Source organism: Pseudomonas sp. RIT409 (assembly GCF_003052515.2).
Taxonomy (GTDB): domain Bacteria; phylum Pseudomonadota; class Gammaproteobacteria; order Pseudomonadales; family Pseudomonadaceae; genus Aquipseudomonas.
In genome coordinates, this window is the sequence record NZ_QARE02000036.1 from 1 (window position 1) to 23,286 (window position 23,286).

20 protein-coding genes are annotated in these 23,286 nt (G+C 62.5%); 10 read left to right on the forward strand and 10 right to left on the reverse strand.

Annotation, left to right across the window (positions count from 1 at the left end):
* Positions 1-247 precede the first annotated feature (247 nt).
* The 8 genes from DBP26_RS25950 (at position 248) to DBP26_RS25985 (ending at position 9,047) form a co-directional block, all read left to right on the forward strand.
* Entirely contained in the window at positions 248-448 is a 201-nt protein-coding gene (locus tag DBP26_RS25950; protein WP_108240451.1) for an MbtH family NRPS accessory protein, read from the forward strand.
* Positions 449-489: 41 nt separating this feature from the next.
* Positions 490-1,482, forward strand: a complete 993-nt coding sequence (locus tag DBP26_RS25955) for a TauD/TfdA family dioxygenase (RefSeq protein WP_108240452.1) — start codon at positions 490-492, stop codon at positions 1,480-1,482.
* A gap of 11 nt (positions 1,483-1,493) precedes the next feature.
* Entirely contained in the window at positions 1,494-2,327 is an 834-nt protein-coding gene (locus DBP26_RS25960) for a formyltransferase family protein (protein ID WP_108240453.1), read from the forward strand.
* Positions 2,328-2,369: 42 nt separating this feature from the next.
* Positions 2,370-3,122 (forward strand): siderophore-iron reductase FhuF, encoded by a 753-nt coding sequence (fhuF, locus tag DBP26_RS25965; protein WP_108240454.1) that lies wholly within the window; start codon positions 2,370-2,372, stop codon positions 3,120-3,122.
* Positions 3,123-3,269: 147 nt separating this feature from the next.
* Complete coding sequence (locus DBP26_RS25970) at positions 3,270-4,952, forward strand: methyl-accepting chemotaxis protein (protein WP_108240455.1); 1,683 nt, start codon at positions 3,270-3,272, stop codon at positions 4,950-4,952.
* A gap of 193 nt (positions 4,953-5,145) precedes the next feature.
* Positions 5,146-5,895, forward strand: coding sequence for a gluconate 2-dehydrogenase subunit 3 family protein (locus DBP26_RS25975; protein WP_108240456.1), 750 nt, complete (start codon positions 5,146-5,148; stop codon positions 5,893-5,895).
* Between the two features lie 2 nt (positions 5,896-5,897).
* Entirely contained in the window at positions 5,898-7,673 is a 1,776-nt protein-coding gene (locus DBP26_RS25980) for a GMC family oxidoreductase (RefSeq protein WP_108240457.1), read from the forward strand.
* A 69-nt stretch (positions 7,674-7,742) separates the two neighbouring features.
* A complete protein-coding gene (locus DBP26_RS25985; RefSeq protein ID WP_256600891.1) occupies positions 7,743-9,047 on the forward strand; it encodes a cytochrome c in 1,305 nt (434 codons plus the stop codon).
* Between the two features lie 122 nt (positions 9,048-9,169).
* On the opposite strand, the gene DBP26_RS25990 is transcribed toward DBP26_RS25985, so the two are convergent.
* From DBP26_RS25990 to DBP26_RS26030, 9 genes are all read right to left on the reverse strand, one after another.
* A complete protein-coding gene (locus tag DBP26_RS25990; protein WP_108240470.1) occupies positions 9,170-10,495 on the reverse strand; it encodes an MFS transporter in 1,326 nt (441 codons plus the stop codon).
* Positions 10,496-10,819: 324 nt separating this feature from the next.
* A complete protein-coding gene (locus DBP26_RS25995; RefSeq protein WP_108240459.1) occupies positions 10,820-11,089 on the reverse strand; it encodes a hypothetical protein in 270 nt (89 codons plus the stop codon).
* Between the two features lie 86 nt (positions 11,090-11,175).
* Positions 11,176-11,913 carry a histidine utilization repressor gene (hutC, locus tag DBP26_RS26000; RefSeq protein WP_108240460.1) on the reverse strand — a complete coding sequence of 246 codons (738 nt, stop codon included), beginning with the start codon at positions 11,911-11,913 and terminating at the stop codon, positions 11,176-11,178.
* Between the two features lie 150 nt (positions 11,914-12,063).
* Positions 12,064-12,888, reverse strand: a complete 825-nt coding sequence (locus tag DBP26_RS26005; protein WP_108240471.1) for an amino acid ABC transporter ATP-binding protein — start codon at positions 12,886-12,888, stop codon at positions 12,064-12,066.
* 65 nt (positions 12,889-12,953) lie between these two features.
* The gene (locus tag DBP26_RS26010) at positions 12,954-13,622 is read right to left on the reverse strand and encodes an amino acid ABC transporter permease (protein ID WP_108240461.1); all 669 of its coding nucleotides are present in this window, start codon (positions 13,620-13,622) and stop codon (positions 12,954-12,956) included.
* Complete coding sequence (locus DBP26_RS26015) at positions 13,619-14,278, reverse strand: amino acid ABC transporter permease (RefSeq protein ID WP_218565104.1); 660 nt, start codon at positions 14,276-14,278, stop codon at positions 13,619-13,621. The genes DBP26_RS26010 and DBP26_RS26015 overlap by 4 nt, the downstream gene beginning before the upstream one ends.
* Before the next feature lie 140 nt (positions 14,279-14,418).
* Positions 14,419-15,270 carry a transporter substrate-binding domain-containing protein gene (locus DBP26_RS26020; protein ID WP_218565103.1) on the reverse strand — a complete coding sequence of 284 codons (852 nt, stop codon included), beginning with the start codon at positions 15,268-15,270 and terminating at the stop codon, positions 14,419-14,421.
* Positions 15,271-15,389: 119 nt separating this feature from the next.
* Positions 15,390-16,766, reverse strand: coding sequence for an FAD-binding oxidoreductase (locus tag DBP26_RS26025; protein ID WP_108240463.1), 1,377 nt, complete (start codon positions 16,764-16,766; stop codon positions 15,390-15,392).
* Between the two features lie 4 nt (positions 16,767-16,770).
* The gene (locus DBP26_RS26030) at positions 16,771-17,970 is read right to left on the reverse strand and encodes an alpha-hydroxy acid oxidase (protein ID WP_108240464.1); all 1,200 of its coding nucleotides are present in this window, start codon (positions 17,968-17,970) and stop codon (positions 16,771-16,773) included.
* Between the two features lie 366 nt (positions 17,971-18,336).
* Between DBP26_RS26030 and DBP26_RS26035 the strand changes: the two genes are divergently transcribed.
* Positions 18,337-19,302: a 2-oxoglutarate and iron-dependent oxygenase domain-containing protein gene (locus DBP26_RS26035; RefSeq protein ID WP_108240465.1), complete on the forward strand. Its 966-nt coding sequence runs from the start codon at positions 18,337-18,339 to the stop codon at positions 19,300-19,302.
* Between the two features lie 128 nt (positions 19,303-19,430).
* Here DBP26_RS26035 and DBP26_RS26040 read toward each other — a convergent pair whose 3' ends face one another.
* On the reverse strand, positions 19,431-20,627 hold the full coding sequence (locus DBP26_RS26040) for an amino acid aminotransferase (RefSeq protein ID WP_108240466.1): 1,197 nt from the start codon (positions 20,625-20,627) through the stop codon (positions 19,431-19,433).
* 339 nt (positions 20,628-20,966) lie between these two features.
* Between DBP26_RS26040 and uvrB the strand changes: the two genes are divergently transcribed.
* Positions 20,967-22,982 (forward strand): excinuclease ABC subunit UvrB, encoded by a 2,016-nt coding sequence (uvrB, locus tag DBP26_RS26045; protein ID WP_108240467.1) that lies wholly within the window; start codon positions 20,967-20,969, stop codon positions 22,980-22,982.
* Positions 22,983-23,286: the final 304 nt, after the last annotated feature.

The window sequence follows — 23,286 nt, forward strand, 5'->3', positions numbered from 1 at the left end:
CCGCTCAACCCACTCCACGACACCTCCGCTCAGCCTGCACCCAAGTCGCGTTCGGCGGTGGCTGAGCTGGTTGTGCAGGAAGATCAAGAGCGAAGAGCCAAGAGCGGGGCGTCGTTCGACTGAGCACATGGAACTTGCTTTGCAGGGTTAACTCATTCGAAAAAATAACTAATCATCGCTGCCGTTCATTCGTCTTCTAGATAAGGCCCCGTTCCACCGGGCCATTCAACATGACGAGGTTTTACACATGAGCTTTGACGGCGAAAACACCCAGTTCCGCGTAGTGATCAACCACGAAGAGCAGTACTCCATCTGGCCCGACTACAAGGCCATCCCCGACGGTTGGAAAAGCGTCGGCGTAGAAGGCGACAAACAAACCTGCCTGAACTACATCGAAACCCACTGGACCGACATGCGTCCGCTGAGCCTGCGCAAGGCCATGGCCTGACTCACCCCTCATTTTCCCAATGCTTGCGGAGCGTCTTGCCCATGAACATGCGCATGCTTACGCCACAACCCATTCACCTCGAAAACGGATTCCCGCTGCGTGTTTACCCCGGCCAGCGGGGCGCCACGCTGGCGGCTGAGTTCGTTGCCCTGCGCAACCTGGTCGACCAGCGCCTGGAGCGCGACGGCGCGGTGCTGTTCAGTGGTTTCAATAGCGAAGGCGTGGAAGGTTTCCAGCGTTTCGCCGCGGCCTTCGGTCATCCGCTGCTCAACTATGAGTTCGGTTCGACACCCCGCAGCCAAGTCGATGGCAAAGGCGTGTACACCTCCACCGAATACCCTGCGCACCGCTCGATTCCCCTGCACAACGAGCAGGCCTACACCACCGAATGGCCGATGCGGATCTGGTTTTATTGCGCCAAGGCAGCGGTCAGCGGCGGCGAGACGCCGATTGCCGACAGTCGCGAGGTGTTTCGACGCATCGATCCGGTGCTGCGCAAACGCTTCGAGGAAAAGCGCCTGATGTACGTGCGCAACTACGGTAACGGCCTGGATCTGACCTGGCAGCAGGTGTTCAACACCGAGCGCCGCCATGATGTCGAGAATTACTGTCGCAAGCGGGGCATTCAGTGCGAGTGGAACGAAGACGGCGACCTGCGCACTCGCCAGCGGGTGCAAGGCGTGGCTCAACATCCACGCACCCGGGATTGGGTCTGGTTCAACCAGGCGCACCTGTTCCACCTCTCCAACCTCGACCCGGAAATGCAGGAAATCCTGCTGGACACCGTGGGCGAGGAGGGCCTGCCGCGCAATGTCTACTACGGCGATGGCAGCCCGCTGGAAGAGGATGCGCTGGCCGAGATTCGCGGTGTGCTCGACGCCTGCGAGGTGGTGTTTCCCTGGGCCACCGGCGATGTCCTGATGCTCGACAACATGCTCACCGCGCATTCGCGCAAGCCGTTCAGCGGTGAGCGGAAGGTGGTCGTGGCGATGGCCGAAGGCGTCAGCGGTGAGACGCTGTTCAATACTCCATGAGTTCGAAAACCATGCAAAAAACCAAGCTCGTGTACGTCCTGTCGTTGCGTAACGGAGCGGCTGACAAAGCCGGCCAATACGTCGACTACCGCGGTGAAAAGCGCTACATGAAGTCGCCGCTGGAACATCTGGTGCAGGCGCTCAATGAAACGCCGCTGGGTGATCACTATTCGCTGGAAGGCGTCATTTTCGACGACAACCCCGAGTCTGCCCGGGACCGCGAGAGCATCAAGGCGTACGGTTTCGGTCCGGGGCAGGGGGAGCATTGGCTTTACCCGGCCGACCTGAGCGTACAGGGCCGTCTGGTCACTGATCTGTTGGAAAACGTGCCGTCCACCTACCGTGCACTGCCACTGGGCGACAGCCAGCGACCTGCGGGCAAGTCGGATTTCGAGCGTCGTCTGGGCGAGGGTCTGCGCGCCCTTGAAGCCGAAGTCGTGGTGCTTGACGGCCTGCTGGTGATCCTCGATGAACTGGTGCGTCCGGGGGCGGATTTCCATCGCCGCATCGTCAATATCCATCCGGGCATCACGCGGCTGGAATCACCGTACGAACGTCGGGGTGCCTACGCCACGCTCGATGCGCTGTATGGTGCCAAGGGCAAGAAGGTGATCGACTGGACGACCCGCGAAACCGTGGATATCCCGGTGGTGGACATGACCGGTGCGTCGTTCCACTACGTCGACAACGGCATCGATTCCGGCGAGGTGATCTTCGATGTGCTCGACACCCCGATCGCCCCCGAGGACACCATCCTCGAACTGCGCTGGAACAACTTCAACAACAGCCTGTTCCCGGCGCTGGAGCAGGGCTTGCTGGTGTTGGCGCGGCGTCAGCCTCATTGACATCGCCTGCACCCGGTCGGCGCCAGCCTGGGAAATAGCGGTGTGATCCCCGCGCTGGCGCCATTGTTCATTGCGGACTTCGCCCACTACCGCGATGTGCTCGTGCTCGAACATGACCCGCGTCCGAGCATGGCGCTACAGACCTTTCTGACTCCGGAAACGTTCGATGACGTCCTGACCCGTTTTGCCGCGCAATTCCCCGCCGGCGACCGGCGAGGGCTGGCTTCCGTCTGGACCAAGCACTACTTCGTCAAATTGATTCCCCCGGTGGTCGCGGCGTCGCTGATCCTCGATTATCGAGTGCCGGTGCGGCTCGATCGGCTGCAACTGGTGCTCGACGAACACGCCCTGCCCGTAGCGTTCAAACTGCCCGATCCAGGGACGAATTGGGCGCCGATGCCCACCGACACCTTCCAGCGTTTTGATGACCTGCTCGAAGGCCATTTGCGGCCTTTCGTCGACGGCGTTGCTAGGCTGTCCCGCGTCTCGCGGAACGTGTTGTGGAGCAATGCGGGCAATTACTTCGAATGGCTGCTGGGTGTGCTCGCCGTCGCCATGCCGCAGGCGGATCTGTGCCACGGTCATGGGCTGATCGCCGCGGCCACGCTGCCAGATGGTCGCCGCAATCCGCTCCATGAACCGGTACGTTATCTGATGACTGCTGGCAGCTCCGGCTCAAGACGTCAGCGCCGAGTCTGTTGTTTGCGCTACCGCGTGGGCGAGCTGACGTTGTGCGATAGCTGCCCCATCGCTGCACTTCGGGCGCAAAGTGCCGTGAAAAAAGGCCTGAGGTAAAAAAAGCTGAAATTAATTTTTCCCCGTAAACAGGGGAGGTGAATCGATTAAGCCAAAAAGCTGACGTCAAATTGCCATCAAATAGTTTCAAGATGTACGATCTCTGGTCGATAGTGAATAACCACACGACCAGGAGGTAATGCGTCCATGAAACTCACCGTGAAGAGCAAACTGCTCTGTTTAGCCATCATCCCCGCATTGTTGTTCGCTTTGATTCTGAGCGGCGTGGCAGCGTGGATGTTGCAGAGCAGCGCTGTTCAGGAAATGAAGGAGACCCGTGAGCATCTGGTGGAGCGCAATCGCCAGGTGCTGAAAAACTATGTCGACGTGGCGTTCACCACGATCAAGCCCCTGCACGATGCGTCTGCGCCAGGTGACCTCGCCGCTCGGGACAAAGCGCTCGAACTGCTCAAGCCGATGAAGTATGGCGACGACGGCTACTTCTTCGGCTATGACACCCATGGTGTACGGGTCTTTCGAGGGGACAGCCCGGCGGGCGTCGGCAAGAGCTTCTGGGACACCCGCGACCCCGATGGCTCGTACCACTACCAGACCTTCGTCGAGGTCGCGAAAAACGGCACCCATTACATCGATTACGCAGCGCCCAAGCCCGGCGACGAAGCCGTGCAGGTGCCCAAGCTGGGCTACACCCTGTACCTGGACAAGTGGAACATGGTGCTTGGCAGTGCCATCAACATGGACGACATCGACGCGGCCATGGTGCTGGAGCAGCAGGCCGTGTCCCAGCGCACCCGCAACATTCTGATCAGCGTCTTCGCGGTGACGCTGGTGCTGCTATTGGTCACCGCCGCCGCCGGAATCTGGACCGCCAACGGCATCGTCCGCCCGCTGCGGGTTCTCAAGAGCAACCTGGACGACATCGCTGCCGGTGAGGGCGACCTGACGCACCGCCTGGTGGTGACCAGCCGTGATGAACTGGGCGATCTGGCCGTTTCGTTCAACCTCTTCGTCGACAAGATTCACGTCATGGTGCGGCAGGTCGCCCAAATGACCCGCGACCTCGCAGGCCTGGTGGATCAGGCCACCCAACAGACCCTGCGTTCCGAACAGGCCATGCAACGTCAGCGTGAAGAGACTGACCAGGTGGCCACCGCGATTCACGAGATGTCCGCCGCGGCGCAAGAAGTCGCGCTCAGCGCACAGCGTGCAGCCGAGGCCGCCTCGGAAACCGACCAGCAAGGTCAGGCCGCGCGCAAGGTCGTGGGCAGCAGCATCACCGGCATGAGTTCGCTGGTGAACGACATTCGTCTGAGCGGAACCAGCCTGGACAGCCTGCAGCAAGACGTGCGCTCCATCGTCTCGGTGCTCGACGTTATTCGCTCCATTGCCGAGCAAACCAATCTGCTGGCGCTCAACGCCGCCATCGAAGCGGCGCGTGCGGGTGAGGCCGGGCGCGGATTCGCCGTAGTAGCCGACGAAGTGCGTGCACTGGCCAGCCGGACGCAGCAAAGCACTCAGGAAATTCAGGACATGATCACCCGCCTTGAAACCGGCACCCATGCCTCGGTGCAAGCCATGCGCCGTTCGACCGAAGCAGGCGAGGGCGCCAATCAACAGACCAACGAGGTCGGCGTTTCGCTGGACTCCATTTCCGAATTGATCGGCACCATCAACGCCATGAACGCGCAGATCGCCAGCGCGGCCGAGGAGCAGACATCGGTGGCCGAAGAACTCAATCGCAGCGTGCACCAGATCGCCGGTGCGGTGGAGAGCCTCGCCGGAGAAACCGAACAGAGCGCGCGCACGATGCGCGATGTTTCGGCGCTGGGGAACGACCTCAGCCTGCTGGTGGGCCAATTCAAGATTTGATGAATCGTTTAACCCGAGCGCCTGGGTAGTCCGCTCGCTCGGAAGCTGTTTTAGTGACGCCTGAATGCTTAGCTTGGTAATGATTAGCTGGCAATCAATCCCCGAGGCCGCGACGCAGCGGTGTCGGCGATTCACAACAAGAACGCCCATAACAACGAAGCACACCCGTGTTCAGTCTCAGGAGAAGTGAACGATGTTCGATGACGACACCTCCCCGGCCCGTCGCGATTTTCTACGCAAATCGCTAACGCTGATTCCCGTCGTAACCTTGGCCAGCACCGGCCTCTCATCCAGTACCTTCGCACAGACGCCCGCCAGTGATGCCGCGCAGGCTTCTGCGGCCCGTCCTGCCGTTGTGGCAGGCGACTACACGCCCACGTTTTTCACCCCCGAAGAGTGGGCGTTCGTGATCGCCGCCTGTGATCGGCTGATACCGTCGGACCACGTCGGCCCCGGCGCTGTCGAGCTGGGGGTGCCGGAGTTTCTCGACCGCCACATGCAGACCCCCTACGCCAACGGTGCGATCTGGTACATGCAGGGCCCGTTTCTGGAGGCGGCGCCGGAGTTCGGTTATCAGGGGCGCCTGAACCTGCGCGACACGCTGCGCATCGGCATCAAGGCCATGGACGCTTACAGCAAAAAGACCTTTTCCGGCAAGGCATTCACCGAGCTGCCGACGGCCCAGCAGGAGGACCTGCTCAAGTCTGCGGAGGCGGGCAAACTGGGATTGGAGGACATCGCTTCGAAACTGTTCTTCACCAGCCTGCTGAACGAGGTGCGCAACGGTTACTTCGCCGACCCGTCCCACGGCGGCAACAAACACATGGGCGCGTGGAAGATGATCGGATACCCCGGCATGCGCGCCGATTACATGGACTGGATCACGGTGCGAGACACGCCGTATCCACTGCCACCGGTCGACCTGGCCGGGCGGAGGGGCTGAGCATGGCGAACGCAAAACCGAAAGTGGACGCCGTGATCGTCGGCATGGGCTGGACGGGTGCGATTCTGGCCAAGGAACTGACCGACGCCGGGCTCAACGTGGTGGTGCTGGAGCGCGGGGCGGACCGCGACACGCAACCGGATTTCGCCTACCCGAAAGTGGTCGACGAACTGGAGGGTTCGGTGCACCGCCGTTACCTGCAAAGCCTGGCGCAAGAAACCGTGACGGCGCGGCACAACCTCACCTCGACCGCCGTGCCGTATCGGCAAATGGGTTCGTTCAAGCCGGGCACGGGTGTGGGCGGCGCTGGCAGTCACTGGTCGGGCTGCCATTTCCGTGCGCTGCCGGAAGACTTCAAGCTGCGCAGCAACGTGGAGCAGCGCTATGGCGCGAAATTCATCCCGCAGGACATGACCATTCAGGATTTCCCGGTCACCTATGAGGACCTGGAACCGCATTTCGATCACTTCGAATACGTCTGCGGCACCTCGGGCAAGGCCGGGGTCATCAACGGTGTGAAGCAGGTCGGCGGCAACCCGTTCGAAGGCTCGCGTTCGCGGGAATTCCCACTGGGCCCGAACCCCAATTACCTCGGCGCCGAGCTGTTTTACAAAGGCGCTCGCGAGATGGGCTGGGACCCGTATCCGATCCCGGCGTCCAACGCCTCGGGGCCTTACGTCAACCCGTACGGCTGCCAGATGGGGCCGTGCAACGCCTGTGGCTTCTGCAGTGACTATGGCTGCCTGAACTATTCCAAGGCCAGCCCCAACATCAGCATTCTGCCGGTTCTGCGTCAGCGCAAGAACTTCGAACTGCGCACCCATGCGCAGGTGCTCAAGGTCAACCTCGACAACGACGGCAAGAAGGCCACGGGCGTGACCTACCTCGATGCCCAGGGGCGTGAGGTCGTGCAAGAGGCCGATCTGGTGCTGCTGTGCGCCTTCTCGCTGTACAACGTGCATTTGATGCTGTTGTCTGGCATCGGCAAGCCCTATGACCCGCAGACAGGGGAGGGCACGGTGGGACGTAATTACTCGTACCAGAACCTCAACCGCGTGGTGCTGTTCTTCAACAAGGACGTGCAGGCCAATCAGTTCATCGGAATCGGTGGCGCGGGCACGACGATGGACAACCTCAACGGCAATCAACTGGACAACGCCAAGGCCGGATTCGTCGGCGGCGGCATCGTCTGGGCGCGCCAGCCGGGGGCGGGTCCGGTGCGCGGCATCAACGTGCCGCCGGGCACGCCGAACTGGGGCACCGCTTGGAAACAGGCGGCCAGTGACGCGTTCCGCCACTCGTTCTATTTCGAAGTGCAAGGCGCATGCATGTCGTATAAGCAGCACTACCTGAGCCTCGACCCGACCTACAAGGACGGCTTTGGTCGGCCGCTGTTGCGCATGACGTTCGACTGGCACGACAACGAGATCAAGGCCTCGCAGTTCCTCGTCGGCAAGGCGTTGGAGATGTCCAAGGTCCTCAACCCAACCGCCCTGTCCGGCGACGCCAAGAAACCGGGCGAGCATTACAACATCACCAAGTACCAGAGCACCCACACCTGTGGCGGCGCGATCATGGGCAGCGACCCGAAAACGTCGGCGCTCAACCGCTACCTGCAAAGCTGGGACGTGCACAATGTGTTCGCCATCGGCGCCAACGCCTTCCCACAGAACAATGGCTACAACCCGACCGGTATGGTCGGCGCGCTGGCGTACTGGTCGGCCAAGGCAATTCGCGAGCAATACCTGAAAAACCCCGGCCCGCTGGTCCAGGCCTAAGGAGAGACGACCATGAAAAAGCTTCTCTCAAGCCTGTTTGTCATTGCCGTGGTGGTGCTGGGTGTGGTGATGGGGATCGCCTTCTGGCCGACGTCCACGCCGAAAATCGCGGCGCAGACGTCAACCGATCAAGCGGCGTTGATCGAGCAAGGTCGCTACCTGGCCGACGCCGGGGACTGCACCGCATGCCACACCGCCAAGGGCGGCAAGCCGTTCGCCGGCGGTCTGCCGATTGCCTCGCCGATCGGCACCCTCTACAGCAGCAACATCACCCCCGATAAAGCCTCCGGCATCGGCACTTACACGCTGGACGACTTCGATCGCGCCTTGCGCCATGGCATCGCCGCCAACGGTGACAGCTTGTATCCGGCCATGCCGTATCCGGCCTACGCACGGACCCGCGATGAGGATGTGCGGGCGCTGTACGCATACTTCATGCACGGCGTCGCGCCGGTCTATGCGGAAAACCGTGCCAACGACGTCCCCTGGCCGTTGTCGATGCGCTGGCCGCTGGCGGTCTGGCGCAAGGTGTTCGCACCCGAACCGCGGACGGTAGCCTTCGATGCGTCTCGTTACCGGGATCCGCAAGTGGCGCGGGGCGCCTATCTGGTCCAGGGGTTGGGTCACTGCGGCAGTTGCCACACGCCCCGGGCGTTGACGTTGCAGGAGAAAGCCCTGGATGAAACCGGCGAAGCCTACCTGTCGGGCGGACCGGTGATCGACGGCTGGCTGGCGGTGAACCTGCGCGGCAACCCGGCCGACGGTCTGGGCAATTGGACAGCCGAAGACATCGTGGCCACGCTGCGCAGCGCACGCAGCGACACCCACGCGGTGCTCGGCGCCGCGATGGGTGACGTGGTAGAGCACAGTACTCAGTACTTGAACGACGCGGATCTGCAAGCCGTGGCCGCGTACCTGAAAACCCTGCCGGCCAGTGCGCGCCAGGTGTCGAGCTTCAAGGCCGACCCCGCCACTGCGCAAGCCTTGCAAGCAGGGAAAGAGGGCAGCCGCGGGGCAGAACTGTACGTGGACAACTGCGCCGCCTGCCACCGGACAGATGGCCAGGGCTATCGGCGGGTCTTCCCGAAAATCGCCGGCAACTCTTCCGTGTTGTCCGAGGACCCGGTGTCGATGATTCGGCTGGTGCTGGCCGGCAGCAAACTCCCGGCCACCGCCGCTGCACCGTCGCAACTGGGCATGCCGGGGTTCGCCTGGCGGCTCTCGGATGAGGAAGTGGCGCAGTTGCTGACCTTCATCCGCAGCAGTTGGGGTAACCAGGCCCCGGCAGTCAGCGCCGGACAGGTCGCGCAACTGCGGGCGACGTTGCCCAAGGAATCGCCGGCGGTCAGCCGGACTGACATCGCCAAACCCTGACCCCAGCCGATGGCTGGCTGTCAGGGGGCCTCAACGCCCCCCTGGCAGAGCCGCTGCCGCTGGCACCCGCGGGGTGTCAGCGGCGGCACCTTGCCTGTTTTGCCCTGAGTGAGGCAGCCGGTTCAAACCCCAGTACTGGCGGTATTTTTCGTCACCAGCCGCAACCCGCTGGCGACGCTGCCCACCGCCGCAAAACCTGCGCCGATACTCAGCGCCAACACAGGCCCGTGGTCGCGGGACAGCCCGAAACTCAATGCCACCAGCGCCGCCCCAGTGGCCTGGCCGATCAACCGTGCCGTGGCGATGGTGCCACTGGCGCCGCTGGCGCGGGTCTTCGGGGCGCTGGTCATCAGGGCCTTCTGGTTCGGCGCCTGGAAAAAACCAAAGCCGATGCCGCACAGAATCATCCGCGCCACGATGGACATGACGCTGGCGTCCGCCGGCATGGTGGCCAGCGAGATCATGCCCATGCACAGCATCGCCAGGCCGATCCCGCCCAGCAGGCCGGGGGGATAGCGATCGGACAGGCGACCGGCCACGGGCGCGATCATCGCCACCACCACTGACCAGGGCGTCATCAGGAAGCCGGTCTGCACCGGATCGCGGCCCAGGGTGGTTTCGAAGAAGAACGGCAGCGAGACGAACGCCAGCCCTTGGGTGGCGAAGGAGCAGAAGGCGGTCAAGGCAGAAAGGGCAAACATCGGCCGTTTCAGCAGGTCGAGCGGGAACATCGGTGCGGGGTGCCCGGCCTCGCGCTTGAGCATCGCTGCACCGCCCACCAGAAAGATCGCCAGGGCAATCAGTACGCTGGTCATCGAGCCCAGTTGCGCGGCCTGGCTCAAGGCGAAAATCAGCGCGCCGAAGGTAATGACGTTGAGGATGGCAGTCATCCGGTCGAAGGTCAGGCTGCCGGGTTGGGTCATCGGCAGCGAGTTCCAGGCGAACACCAGGGCAAACAGGCCGATGGGCAGATTGATCGCGAACAGCCACGGCCAGCTCGCCACCGACAGCACCAGCGAGGCAATCGTCGGGCCGATGGAAAACGAGGTGCCGACCACCAGTGCGTTCATGCCCAGCCCGCGACCCAGGCGCTCATGGGGGAAGATCGAGCTGATCAGCCCGGCGTTCACGCTCATGATGGCGCTGGCGCCAATGCCTTGCAGCACGCGGGCAATCGTCAGGGTCGGCAAGGACCAGGAGAACGTGCACAGCGCCGAAGACACCACGAACAGGATCAGCCCGCCCAGATAGACCTTGCGTTGGCCTAGCACCCCGCCCAAGGCGGCGAACGGCAGCAGGGTGGCCACCGCTGCCAGCTGATAGGCGTTGATGATCCAGACCGACGCGGCGGGTGACGCGTTGAGATCGGCAGCGATGGCGGGCAGGGCGGTATTGGCGATGGCGGTGTCGAGGGTGGCGAGGGCAATGGACAACAGGATGGCCACCATCCCGCGAAACTCGCGAGGGGTGAGCCTGTCGTTGACGCGCGGGGGATCTTGCGGGGTGGGCTGAGTAGCGGGCTGGACCATTATCGACAACGCTCCGGGAGACAGGTCTGCGCGGGCAGACGAAAGTCAGATAGTGCCGGTTCGTTAGGGGGCTATGCAATGGGGCTGTGCAATGGAGAGGGAGGGATCTCAGACCCTGGGCGATTCACCCAAGAGCTGCAGGAGCGCGCTTGCCCGCGGAAGGGTTTGACCTGCACCACCTCAATGGGTGACTTGGCGCCTTCGCGGGCAAGCGCGCTCCTACGATTGGATATGCGTTGGCACTCAGCCTCCCGCCGTGTCGATGTCCTTGTCGGTCTCTCCGGTCTGGTTCTCTTCCTTGGTCTTGTCCGGCGACTCATGTTCTTCGGGCTGGAAGTCCGGTGTGTAACTGTTCTCCCCCGAACGGTTGCCGTCATTGGCCTGGCTCTGCGCGCCGTGGTGGTCCTGACTCTGAGAACCGCCCTGGGTTTGGCCCATGCCGTTATCCGGGGTATCCGGATCGATGGCTGGGTCGTTACGGTCGCCGCTTTGCGTGTTGTTCTGGTCGGTCATCATGCACCTCTTTGCCATCCCCCTTTTCCGGGGCTTACCGGTTCGAGGCGCGTGTGCGCAAAGCGTTCGATGAATCGGCTGAACGGTCAGCTGTCGCGGTAGGCGCCGGTCACCGGCAAGCGGCTGCCGAGGCGGTAGCGCGACGAGGGGTGCACCAGACGCACGTAGGTGACCACTCGGCCGCTGTGCCAGGTGCGCCGCATCAGCACCAGGCAGGGCTCCGCGGCTTCGATCTGCAGGTGCCGGCGTTCGTCCGTGGAGGGGTGACTGGCCTCGACGATGTGCTCCATTTCATCCGGCTGGATGATCTGCAGCAGATAGCGCGCCGACTGCAACCGATCGCCGAAGGGTTGCAGCAGGAAGTCCGGGGCGGTCTGCGGATTGACGTAGCGATCTTCGAGTTGCACCGGGACGTCGTCTTCGTAATGCACGCACAGCAGGTGAAACACCGACGTCCCGGTCGGCAACGAGAGCGCGGACGCAACGGGCATCGAGGCGGCTTCCCGCGTCAGGTGCAGCACCTGACAGCGGTAGCGATGACCTCGGGCGAGGATTTCGTCGGCGATGTTAGTGATGTGCAACAGGTTCGATTGCGGCTTGCTTTCGGCGACGAAAGTGCCTACGCCCGACACCCGCAGCAATCGGCCTTCCTCGGTCAGCTCCCGCAGGGCGCGATTGATGGTCATGCGCGACATGCCCAGTTCCAGCACCAGGCGGTTTTCCGAAGGAATCAGGTCGCCGGGCTTCCACTCTCCGGACACCAGTTTGCCCTGCACGAAATCCTTGGCTTGGCGGTACAGCGCCTGTGGCGCGTTTTTTTCCATCATTCGCCTCCCGACACTGTTCACCGGTAGAAGCGCGCTTGGTCTGGGCCACATTCGGACGATGGGTGTGTGTCAGATAATAAGAGGTGAATGACCACCGCCATCGTCCGAATGCGGCCCAGACCAAGCGCGCTCCTACAGGTGCAGTGCTTACGATTTTCCATCCTGCCAAAATGCATTGCGATCCAGATAATTCTGCAGAAACTGCTGCAAGCGCGGCTGCTCGGCGTTGTGGAAAATGTGCTGGGGCGTGCCCCGTGCGACCACTTGACCCTGATCCAGAAAGATCACCGAATCGGCCACCTGCGCGGCAAAGCCCATTTCGTGGGTGACCACGACCATGGTCATGCCTTCTTTGGCCAGGGTCTTCATCACCTGCAGCACTTCGCCCACCAATTCCGGGTCAAGGGCGGACGTTGGTTCGTCGAACAACATGATGTGCGGCTCCATGGCCAGCGCCCGGGCAATCGCCACGCGTTGCTGCTGCCCACCCGACAACTGCGCCGGATAGGCCTGGGCCTTGTGCGCCAGGCCGACCTTCTCCAGCATCGCCATGCCCCGTTTGCTGGCGTCGTCGGCTGACAGCTTGCGCACTCGGCGCAGCGCCTCACAGACGTTGCCGATGACCGTCATGTGCGGCCACAGGTTGAACTGCTGGAACACCATGCCCACGTTGCGTCTGACGTGATTGATCTGCGATTGCGGCGCCCGACGCCGTCCCTTGTCGGTTTCCTGCCAGCCGAGCAGTTGGCCTTCGATGTGAATGTCGCCTTCGTCGTACGCTTCCAGAAAGGCCATGCTACGCAACAGCGTGCTTTTTCCGGAGCCGGACGGCCCGATCAGGCAGACCACCTCCGAGCGACGGACCTCCAAATCGATGCCCTTGAGCACCCGCAGGTTGCCAAAATGCTTGCCGACCTGATTGAGCGTCAGAATGACGGGCTGCTCGGCGCAATGGGTTGCCGAAGTCTTCATGGATTCACCTTGTTTCTCGCGCGGATCGGCGGACACCGCGCCGCTGGGGATCAGAAAGCTGTTCATCACGATTGCCTGTTCATGAAGCGACCAACCCGACGTTCCAGCAACATGCCCAGCCGCGAGCACAGTTCAACCAGAATCAGGTAGCCGATGCACAGCATCAGCAGGGTTTCGACGAAGGCGAAAGTTTCCGAGCCGATGCCCGTCAGCACCATCGTCAGTTCCGGAATGGTGATGATCGACAGCACGGCGGTTTCCTTGCACAGCACGGTGATCATGTTGATCAGCGCCGGCAGAATGATCACCAGCATCTGTGGCACTTGAATGCGCCAGATGCATTGCAGCCGGGTGATGCCCAGGCAATCGGCGGCTTCCAGTTGCCCGCGGCCGACGGACTCGAAGCCCGAACGGAAGATTTCCGCGAAATACACACTGCCGTAGACGCCCAGCCCCAGAATGCCCGCGGGAATAGGGTCCAGGCTCAGACCGAAGGCCGGGCCGCCGTAATACACGAGAAACAACTGGACCAGAAAGGGTGTGCTGCGAATCAGTTCGATGAACACCCGCAAGGGCGCGCGCACCACGGCGTTGCCGAACAATTGCGCCACGGCGATCAGCATGCCCAGCGCCATGCCCAGAACCACGCCACTGCTCCAGGTGCCGAGGGTCACCAGAAACCCCGCGCCGATGTCGCCCAAGTGATCGGTGATGATGGTCGGGTCGAAGATCATGCGCCGTTCTCCTTCAAGCGTCGCTCCAGCAGGCTGCCGCAATACGCCAGGGGGATGTTGATCAGGCAATAGAAGCCCGCGAGCATCAGGTAATCCTGCACGAACATGTAGTCGCTGGCGGCCAGGTTCTGCGCGGTACGGGTCAGGTCGGCCAGCCCGACCACCGACACCAGCGACGAAGCTTTGATCAGCAGAATCATTTCGTTGATCAGCGCCGGCAGCGTCAGCCGCACGGCTTGGGGAACGCGAATCCGCACCAGCATCTGACGGGCATTCAAGCCCAGCAGGCTGGCCGCTTCCAATTGCCCCCCTGGAATGGCGAGGAAACCGCCGCGCAGAATCTCGGCCGTGTAGGCGCCCGCCGCCAGGGACAGGCCGATCACCGCTGCGACGGTGGGCGACACATTGGGCAGGCCGATGCGGGGCAGGAAGTAATAGATGAACAGCAGTTGCACCAACAGCGGGATGCCGCGAAACACGAAGATGTAAGCCCCACCGAGCCGGCGGAACAGGGGTATCGGCGACAGGCGCAGGCTGCCCACGATGACGCCGATGACAAAGCCGATCGCGAGCGCGGCAATTGAGACCTGCAACGTCACCCAGAGGGCATCGAGCAGCAGCGGTGCGTTTTGTTGCAGCAAGGGCCAATCGAACACGGGGTGACTCCAGCTGTGGGTACGGCACCTGTAGGGGCGCGCTTGCCCGCGAAAAAAACATTGCGGCCCCGCATCATCGTTCATCGTCCGAGTGCGGCCCAGACCCAGCGCGCTCCTACAGGGGGTTTGGCGCTCCTTACTTACCAGGTCGGCTCGAAATCACCCTTGGGCACGTCCATCGCTGCACCGAGCCATTTTTTCTGCAGCGCCGCCAGGCGCCCGTCGTCATGCATTTTGATCAGGGCGGCATCGAGGGCGGCGATCAGGCTGTCGGCGTCGGCGTCCTTGCGGCCCAGGTAGGCGAAGTAGGATTTCTTGCCGAAGGGCGGCTGCACCACTTTGTACAAATTGCTTTTCTGCGCGGCGACATAAGAGATGTTCGGCAACGAGTTGGCCACCGCGACGATGCGCTTGGCGGCGAGGTCGGCGTAAGCCTGATTGTTGTCGACGTACTCGCGAATGGTGACCTTCTCCGGCAGGGTCGCGGCGAAGGTTTTCAGTTCTTCGAGTTGCGCCGACCCTTTGCCGGCGCCGACCGTCTTGCCCGCGATGTCTTCAGGCTTCTTGATGCTCTCGTCCTTGGCGCCGACCATCAGCGCCACAGTGGCCTCGGCGATCGGCGACACGAAGTGGTAACGCTCCTTGCGTGCCTTGGTCACGATGATCGGCCCGGCGACCACGTCGAACTTCTTCGCCTCCAGCCCCGGCAGGACGCTCGGCCATGGCAGGTCGAGGAATTTGATCTTCACCCCCAACTCCTTGCCCAATTCGGCGAACAGCTCGGCGTTGAGACCCTGCTGTTTCCCCGCCTCGAGGAAGTCGAACGGAGCGAACTGCATTTCCGTACCGACCACCAGCTCGCCCACTTTCTTGACGTCCGCCAACTGGTCGGCGTGCGCCGCCATCGGCAGCAGGGCAAATGCAACAGCGATGCTCAGACGCTTGAAGGTCTGGCCGAGCGTTTTTTCACCGAAACAGAAATCGAGTGGCATGGGTGACTCCTCATATCAGATGCAGGGATGTGTCGTCGTTGAGGCGCGTGGATCGGGTTGTTGAATGTCAATGTGCAGTTAGCGTGCCATACCGGTATAGACAACCTGCGCTGGCGGACTCAGCCCAGGATTTTCCCTGGGTTGAGAATGCCGTTCGGGTCGAAACTGCGCTTGAGCTGCGCCATGACCTCCAGCGCCTCGTCGCTGACCGAATGGTGCAGGAATTCGCGCTTGAGCAGGCCGATGCCGTGCTCGGCGGAGACAGCGCCGCCCAGCTCGCCGACGGCCCGATAGACCAGGTCCTCGACCTCGAACACCGGGGAGGGCTGCGGCAGGCTGTTCAAGTCCACCGTCAGGTGCAGATTGCTGTCGCCGATGTGACCGAAGTAGACGCTGTGGTTGCCGGGCCAGCGCTGATCCAACCGTCGGCGGCACAGGTCGGCGAACTCACCGATCTGGCCAATGGGCAGGCTGATGTCGAAGTTCAGCGGCGCCAGGCGGACCGGAAATTCAGCCGTGGCTTCGCGGATCTTCCACAGGTTGCGGGCCTGGCTCTGGGAACCGGCAATTACGGCATCGACGACCTCTCCAGCGTCCATGGCGTTTTGCAGGGTCTGCTCCAGCATCTCGCTACTGGCAGAGGACTCCAGCAATACATAGAGCGGGTGATGGTCGGGCATGGGGGCGACAGGGTTGTCCAGCCATGACACGCCCATCCGGAAAAAGTCCTGCCACATCAATTCGTAGGCCTGGGGCGTCCCGGCGCTGCGTTGCAGGCGCCGCAAAAAGCCGACGGCGCTGGGGTAATCCGGCAGCGCGCAGAGCAGGGTGGTGGTCGGGCCGGGTTGCGGCGCGAGCCTCAGCACGGCACGGGTAATCACCCCAAGGGTGCCTTCGCTGCCGATGAAGCACTGTTTCAGGTCATAACCGCAGTTGTTCTTGATCATCTTGTTCATCAGGTTCAGCACGCGACCATCGGCCAGCACCACCTCAAGCCCCAGTACCAGGTCGCGGGTCATGCCGTAGCGGATCACCGCGTTGCCCCCGGCATTCGTGGCGATGTTGCCGCCGATCTGGCACGAGCCACGCGCGCCCAAGTCCAGCGGAAACAGATAGCCTGCGTCGGCCACGGCCTGCTGGACGTCCTGCAGTAGGGTCCCGGCTTTTACCGTGACGGTCGCCGAGGCCAGGTCGATTTCTTCGATACCGCACAATCGCTCCAGGGACAGCGCGATGTCCTGGGCGCGGGGGACGGCGCCCCCCGCCAGGCCGGTCATGCCGCCCTGAGGAACGATGCTTTGCCCGGCCGCGTTGCAGATGCGCAGAGCCGTCGCCACCTGATGCGTATCGAGTGGCAGAATCAGCGCGGCGGGGCAGGCCGGGGCGTGACGGGTCCAGTCGCTGAAATGACGGGGACTGATCGCCTCGCCCGTCAGGACCTGGGCGTCGCCCAAAGCCTCTCGGAGTCGGGCGAGGGTATGCTCCAGATCGCTCATGGGTTCAACTCACGGTCAAAGCAGCGTCGGTGCCGGCAGCGGCGCGGCGGCTGACGCTCAATTGGTTCAGGTCAGGTTGGCCGAGTAGGGTCAGGGCCAGGCGCAGCTCCTGACTGAGCAGGTCCAGCGCATGCCCGGCACCGGCCTGCCCGCCCACCGCCACGCCATACAGGGTGGCACGCCCCAAGAGCACGGCATCCGCGCCCAGAGCGCACGCTTTGAGGATGTCGGTGCCGCGACGGATGCCGCTGTCCAGCAAAATGCTCAGTTTCCCTCTGGCGACGTCGACGATGCCTGGAAGGCAATCGAGGGTCGCCGGGACCCCGTCCAACTGCCGACCGCCATGGTTAGTCACCACGATGCCGTCAAGACCCAATGCCACGGCACGCTCGGCGTCCTGCGGATGCAGGACCCCCTTGAGCAGCAGTTGCCCGCGCCAGCGCTCACGCAACCGGGCAAGAAAATCCCAGCTCAACTGCTTGTCCATTTTTTCGCCAATGAAATGCGCCGCTCCCGACGCCGTGCGCTGGTCGGCGGGCAGGTAGCGATCGAGGTTGGCCATGCTCGGCATGCCGTGGGGCCAAAGGGCCTGCCTGATCCAGCGCGGGTGGCCAAGTACGTCGACTTTGTTGCGCAGGCTCAACTGGCGAGGCCGAACGAAATTGCGCTTGTCCCATTCGCGATTGCCCAGCAACACCGCGTCCGAGGTCACCAGCAGTGTGCTGCAGCCCACGGCTTGCGCCCGGTGCAGCAGGTCTTCCTGAACCTTGGGGTCACTCATGCTGTAGAGCTGGAACCACAGGTTGACGTCGGGTACGGCCTGAACGATCTGCTCCAACGAGTTGGTGGAGACGGTGCTCAGGGTAAACGGCAGACCGCGCGCGGTGGCGGCCTGCGCCAACTGGATATCGGCATCGCGGTGCAGCATGCCGTTGTAGCCGGTGGGCGCGATGGCCATCGGCAGCGGCACCTCGCGGCCCAGCAACATGCGTCGGGTGTTCGGGGTTTCCCAGGGCACCAGGGTCCGCGGTAACAGGCTGACCTCGGCAAACGCCTGGCGATTGCGGGCCAGGGTCAGTTCCTCCTCCGCACCCCCGGCCAGGTATTCCCAGGCGAAATGCGGCAGGCGCCGCTGGGCCATGTGGGCCAGCTCGGCGATGCTGTGAGCCCGTCTAAAGTCATAACCGGGGTGATAACGACGCATGTCGATCCTCGTTCAAGCTGTATAGACAGCCAACGCAAGATGCAGGCCAGTTCAGAGGTTCGGGAAAACAGGCGGACCTGGCGTGGCAGCCTGCTGCGGATGTCACCAAAGGTTGCACCGATTGTGCCCGCGCTGCCCGCTGCTGGGGCGTTGCGAAACCCCAACGGACGAAGCTGGGGCGTAGCGTCTTCGCCGTTTAAAGGCTCTGTCGTGAGATGGGGACAGGGATGACGGGGCGCGCCGATGCGCTCACGACCTCCGGTGCGTCCATCGCGCGAGGCGGTGTGCTCGCCAAAAAGTGCGCGGCATATTAAATGCTTCTCCTGTCTAGACAGCCTCGCCACCCAAGCCGTCAAGGAGCCTTGCATGACTGCCACTGCCAACCTTCCGCTGATCGACATGTCGGGCGTCCACGAGGGTGACCCGGCCGCGTTATCTCGGGCGGGCGATGCGATCCGCAAGGCTTGCAGCGAAACGGGCTTCTTCTACATCGTCAACCACGGCGTCCCGCAAACGGTGATCGATGCGGCAATGGCAGCGGCGAAAACCTTTTTCGCCTACCCGAGCGAGGTCAAACGCCGAGTCGCGGTGAACAAGCGTCATCGCGGTTGGCATGCGCTGGGCGGGGCATTGATGTACGAGGCAACCAAGCCTGACTTCAAGGAATTTTTCAGCATGGGGCTCGAGCTGCCGGAAGACGACCCCAGTGTGCTGGCAGGTGAAGCCTTGCGTGGCCCGAACCAATGGCCGGATTTCATGCCGACGTTGCGCCCCGCACTGGGCGCCTATTACGAGGAAATTGGCCGTGCCGGCGCGGATCTGTTGCGGGCGGTGGCAGTCGGGCTGGGGATCGCCCCGGCGTTTTTCGCGCCGAAGTACGGCAAACGGTTGCAGCGCACGCAAATGGTCTATTACCCGCCTCACCCGGCAATGGCCGAGGCCGACCAGTTCGGCGTCGCACCGCACACCGATTACGGCTGCATCACCTTGCTCTATCAGGACAACAGCGGCGGCCTGCAAGTGCGAGAATTGGCGAGCAATCGCTGGATCGATGCGACCCCAATCGAAGGCAGCCTGGTGGTGAACGTCGGCGACCTGTTGGCACGTTGGTCCAACGACCGCTTCCGCTCGACCCTGCACCGCGTGATCAACACCTCAGGCCACGAGCGCTACTCCATCGCGACCTTTTACGACCCTACGTACAGCGCAATCGTCGATCCCTGCGACTTGGGAATCGATGCATCAGCGAGTGCGTATCCACCGGTGGCCGCAGGGGACTACATCCTCAAACGCATCGACGACTCGATGGCGTACCGCAAGAAGGCGCAGTGAATGATCGTTCCCACGCTCAGCGTGGGAACGCATCCCGGGATGCTCCGCGTCCCAATCGACGCGGAGCGTCTGTCACGGCATTCCCACGCGGAGCGTGGGAACGATCAGCGGGTGAATCGATGGCGTTCTTAGATAACCGCCAGAATCGCCTTGGTCACCGCATCGATGTTGCTCTTGTTCAACGCAGCCACGCAGATACGGCCGGTGTCCAGTGCATAGATACCGTACTCGTTGCGCAGACGGTGCACCTGTTCGACGGTCAGCCCGGAGTAAGAGAACATGCCGCGCTGGCGGGCGACGAAGCTGAAGTCCTGACCGGCGGCGTTGTCGGCCAGGCGGCGGGTCATTTCTTCGCGCATGCCACGGATGCGCAGGCGCATTTCAGCCAATTCGTCTTCCCACTTCTGGCGCAGCTCAGGGTTGTTCAGCACCGCAGCGACGATGGTCGCACCGTGGGTCGGCGGGTTGGAGTAGTTGGTGCGGATCACGCGCTTGACCTGAGACAGCACGCGGGCGGTCTCTTCCTTCGAGCCGGTCACGATGGACAGCGCGCCAACGCGTTCGCCGTACAGCGAGAACGATTTGGAGAATGAGCTGGAAGCGAAGAACGTCATACCCGAGTCTGCGAACAGACGGACCGCTGAGGCGTCTTCGTCGATGCCGTCGCCGAAACCCTGGTACGCCATGTCGAGGAATGGCACATGACCTTTGGACTTGAGCACCTCAAGGACCTTTTTCCAGTCTTCGAGAGTGAGGTCTACGCCGGTCGGGTTGTGGCAGCAGGCGTGCAACACGACGATGGAGCCGGAGGGCAGGTTTTGCAGGTCTTCCAGCATGCCTGCGCGGTTCACGTCGTGAGTGGTTGCGTCGTAGTAGCGATAGTTCTGCACCGGGAAACCGGCGGTTTCGAACAGCGCGCGGTGGTTTTCCCAGCTCGGATCGCTGATGGCCACAACTGCATTCGGCGACAGTTGCTTGAGGAAATCCGCGCCGATCTTCAGCGCGCCGGTGCCACCCACCGCCTGAACGGTCATCACGCGGCCGGAAGCCAGCAGGGGTGATTCGGCCCCGAACAGCAAGGTCTGCACAGCCTTGTCGTAGGCGGCGATGCCGTCGATGGGCAGGTAGCCACGCGGCATATGCTGAGCCACGCGAATTTCTTCCGCTTCGGCAACGGCACGCAGCAGCGGGATTTTCCCTTCTTCGTTGCTGTAAACGCCGACGCCCAGGTTGACCTTGGTGGTGCGGGTGTCGGCGTTGAATGCTTCGTTGAGGCCCAGGATTGGATCGCGTGGTGCCATTTCGACAGCGGAGAACAGGCTCATTTTTGCGGCGGCTCTGAATGGGAGTGAATGGGTTGCATCGCTCCGGCCGAATGCACTAGAGCGGTGCGCAAACGGGGAGTCAGTATAGAGAGCATCGCGGACGGGGGCGACAGGGTGGGGTCGGTTTTTTCCGAGTTTTGCCGAATATTTTCGACCATTAGTCTTATTGCGTGGACTAATGTCCTGATGATGGCTTGAAAGCTGGCGTCGCGGACTCTATGTGTAGTCCCATCATCGTTTGCTTGCACGCCTGCACTTCCCCCCGGGGAGAGCGGGCGTCCGCGCTCATTCCGTTCTGGCCCGCCTGCACCGAGGCCATTGCGCAAACAGAGGTCCGTTATGTCCGAGTTTCAGCTCGTTACCCGTTTTGCCCCTGCCGGTGATCAGCCGGAAGCGATTCGCCAGATGGTCGAGGGCATCGAGGCAGGGCTGTCACACCAGACCCTCCTCGGCGTGACCGGGTCGGGCAAGACGTTCAGCATCGCCAATGTGATCCAGCAGGTTCAGCGCCCGACCATGGTGCTGGCGCCGAACAAAACCCTGGCGGCGCAGTTGTACGGCGAATTCAAGGCGTTCTTTCCGAACAACGCCGTCGAATACTTCGTTTCCTACTACGACTATTACCAGCCAGAAGCCTACGTGCCGTCGTCGGACACCTTCATCGAGAAGGACGCGTCCATCAACGACCACATCGAACAGATGCGCCTGTCCGCGACCAAGGCGTTGCTGGAGCGCAAGGACGCGATCATCGTCACTACCGTGTCCTGCATCTACGGCCTGGGCAGCCCTGATACTTACCTGCGCATGGTGCTGCATGTCGATCGCGGCGACAAAATGGACCAGCGCCAGTTGCTGCGGCGTCTGGCGGACCTGCAGTACACCCGCAACGACATGGATTTCGCCCGTGCCACCTTCCGCGTGCGAGGCGACGTGATTGACATCTTCCCGGCGGAATCGGATCTGGAGGCGATCCGCGTCGAGTTGTTCGACGACGAAGTGGAAAGCCTCTCGGCATTCGATCCCTTGACCGGTGAAGTCATCCGCAAGCTGCCTCGGTTCACCTTCTACCCCAAGAGCCACTACGTCACGCCTCGGGAAACGTTGCTCGATGCGGTCGAAGGCATCAAGGTCGAGCTTCAGGAGCGGCTGGAGTACCTGCGCGGCGCCAATAAGCTGGTCGAAGCGCAGCGCCTGGAGCAGCGCACCCGTTTCGATTTGGAGATGATCCTCGAACTGGGCTACTGCAACGGCATCGAAAACTATTCACGCTACCTGTCAGGTCGCCCGGCCGGGGCGCCGCCGCCCACCCTCTACGACTACCTGCCGCCGGATGCGCTGTTGGTCATCGACGAGTCGCACGTCAGCGTGCCGCAGGTCGGTGCGATGTACAAAGGCGACCGTTCACGCAAGGAAACCCTGGTCGAGTACGGCTTCCGCCTGCCGTCCGCGCTGGACAACCGGCCCATGCGTTTCGATGAGTGGGAAAGCGTCAGCCCGCAGACCATTTTCGTGTCGGCCACGCCCGGTCCGTATGAGGGCGAGCACGCTGGGCGAGTGATCGAGCAGGTGGTTCGGCCGACCGGGCTGGTGGACCCGCAGGTCGAGATACGCCCGGCGCTGACTCAGGTCGACGACCTGCTGTCCGAGATCAAGAAGCGCGTGGCCAACGACGAGCGGGTGCTGGTCACCACGTTGACCAAGCGCATGTCGGAAGACCTCACCGATTACCTGGCCGACCATGGCGTGCGCGTGCGTTACCTGCACTCGGACATCGACACGGTGGAACGGGTGGAAATCATCCGCGACCTGCGGCTGGGCACCTTCGACGTGCTGGTGGGCATCAACCTGCTGCGTGAGGGCCTGGACATGCCGGAGGTGTCGCTGGTGGCGATCCTCGATGCCGACAAGGAAGGCTTCCTGCGCTCCGAGCGCTCGCTGATCCAGACCATCGGCCGTGCCGCGCGAAACCTCAACGGCCACGCGATTCTCTACGCTGACAACATGACCGGCTCGATGGAGCGGGCCATCGGCGAAACCGAGCGCCGCCGTGAGAAGCAGGTGGCGTTCAACGAGGCCAACGGCATCGTGCCCAAGGGGGTGGTCAAGGACATCACCGATATCATGGAAGGCGCGACGGTGCCGGGTTCGCGCAGCAAGAAGCGCAAGGGCATGGCCAAGGCTGCCGAGGAGAATGCGAAGTACGAAGCCGAGTTGCGCTCGCCCAGCGAGATCAATAAGCGTATTCGTCAACTGGAGGAGAAGATGTATCAACTGGCTCGCGACCTGGAGTTCGAGGCCGCTGCGCAGATGCGTGATGAAATTGCCAAGTTGCGTGAGCGTTTGTTGGCAGTGTGAAGGCTAATCGTACCCACGCTCTGACGTCCTCCCCAATAGTTGGACACCCATCCTGACTTTCATGATCGTTCCCACGCTCCCGCGTGGGAATGCCGCCCGGGACGCTTCGCGTCCCCCTGACGCAGAGCGTCAGACCTTGCGTTACCACGCGAAGCGTGGGAACGATCCAACAAAGTTGGACACCCATCCTGACTTCCATGATCGTTCCCACGCTCCCGCGTGGGAATGCTGCCCGGGACGCTCCGCGTCCCCCTGACGCAGAGCATCAGACCCTGCGTTTACCACGCGGAGCGTGGGAACGATC

Coding starts and splice junctions, on each gene's coding strand:
- DBP26_RS26005 (WP_108240471.1), bottom strand. CDS start 12,888: ATGAAGACTTCGGCAACCCATTGCGCCGAGCAGCCCGTCATTCTGACG.
- DBP26_RS25970 (WP_108240455.1), top strand. CDS start 3,270: ATGAAACTCACCGTGAAGAGCAAACTGCTCTGTTTAGCCATCATCCCC.
- uvrB (WP_108240467.1), top strand. CDS start 20,967: ATGTCCGAGTTTCAGCTCGTTACCCGTTTTGCCCCTGCCGGTGATCAG.
- DBP26_RS25975 (WP_108240456.1), top strand. CDS start 5,146: ATGTTCGATGACGACACCTCCCCGGCCCGTCGCGATTTTCTACGCAAA.
- DBP26_RS26010 (WP_108240461.1), bottom strand. CDS start 13,622: ATGATCTTCGACCCGACCATCATCACCGATCACTTGGGCGACATCGGC.
- DBP26_RS26030 (WP_108240464.1), bottom strand. CDS start 17,970: ATGCGTCGTTATCACCCCGGTTATGACTTTAGACGGGCTCACAGCATC.
- DBP26_RS25960 (WP_108240453.1), top strand. CDS start 1,494: ATGCAAAAAACCAAGCTCGTGTACGTCCTGTCGTTGCGTAACGGAGCG.
- DBP26_RS26025 (WP_108240463.1), bottom strand. CDS start 16,766: ATGAGCGATCTGGAGCATACCCTCGCCCGACTCCGAGAGGCTTTGGGC.
- DBP26_RS25950 (WP_108240451.1), top strand. CDS start 248: ATGAGCTTTGACGGCGAAAACACCCAGTTCCGCGTAGTGATCAACCAC.
- DBP26_RS26020 (WP_218565103.1), bottom strand. CDS start 15,270: ATGCCACTCGATTTCTGTTTCGGTGAAAAAACGCTCGGCCAGACCTTC.
- DBP26_RS25990 (WP_108240470.1), bottom strand. CDS start 10,495: ATGGTGGCCATCCTGTTGTCCATTGCCCTCGCCACCCTCGACACCGCC.
- DBP26_RS26035 (WP_108240465.1), top strand. CDS start 18,337: ATGACTGCCACTGCCAACCTTCCGCTGATCGACATGTCGGGCGTCCAC.
- hutC (WP_108240460.1), bottom strand. CDS start 11,913: ATGGAAAAAAACGCGCCACAGGCGCTGTACCGCCAAGCCAAGGATTTC.
- DBP26_RS26040 (WP_108240466.1), bottom strand. CDS start 20,627: ATGAGCCTGTTCTCCGCTGTCGAAATGGCACCACGCGATCCAATCCTG.
- DBP26_RS25995 (WP_108240459.1), bottom strand. CDS start 11,089: ATGACCGACCAGAACAACACGCAAAGCGGCGACCGTAACGACCCAGCC.
- DBP26_RS25985 (WP_256600891.1), top strand. CDS start 7,743: ATGGGGATCGCCTTCTGGCCGACGTCCACGCCGAAAATCGCGGCGCAG.
- DBP26_RS25955 (WP_108240452.1), top strand. CDS start 490: ATGAACATGCGCATGCTTACGCCACAACCCATTCACCTCGAAAACGGA.
- DBP26_RS25980 (WP_108240457.1), top strand. CDS start 5,898: ATGGCGAACGCAAAACCGAAAGTGGACGCCGTGATCGTCGGCATGGGC.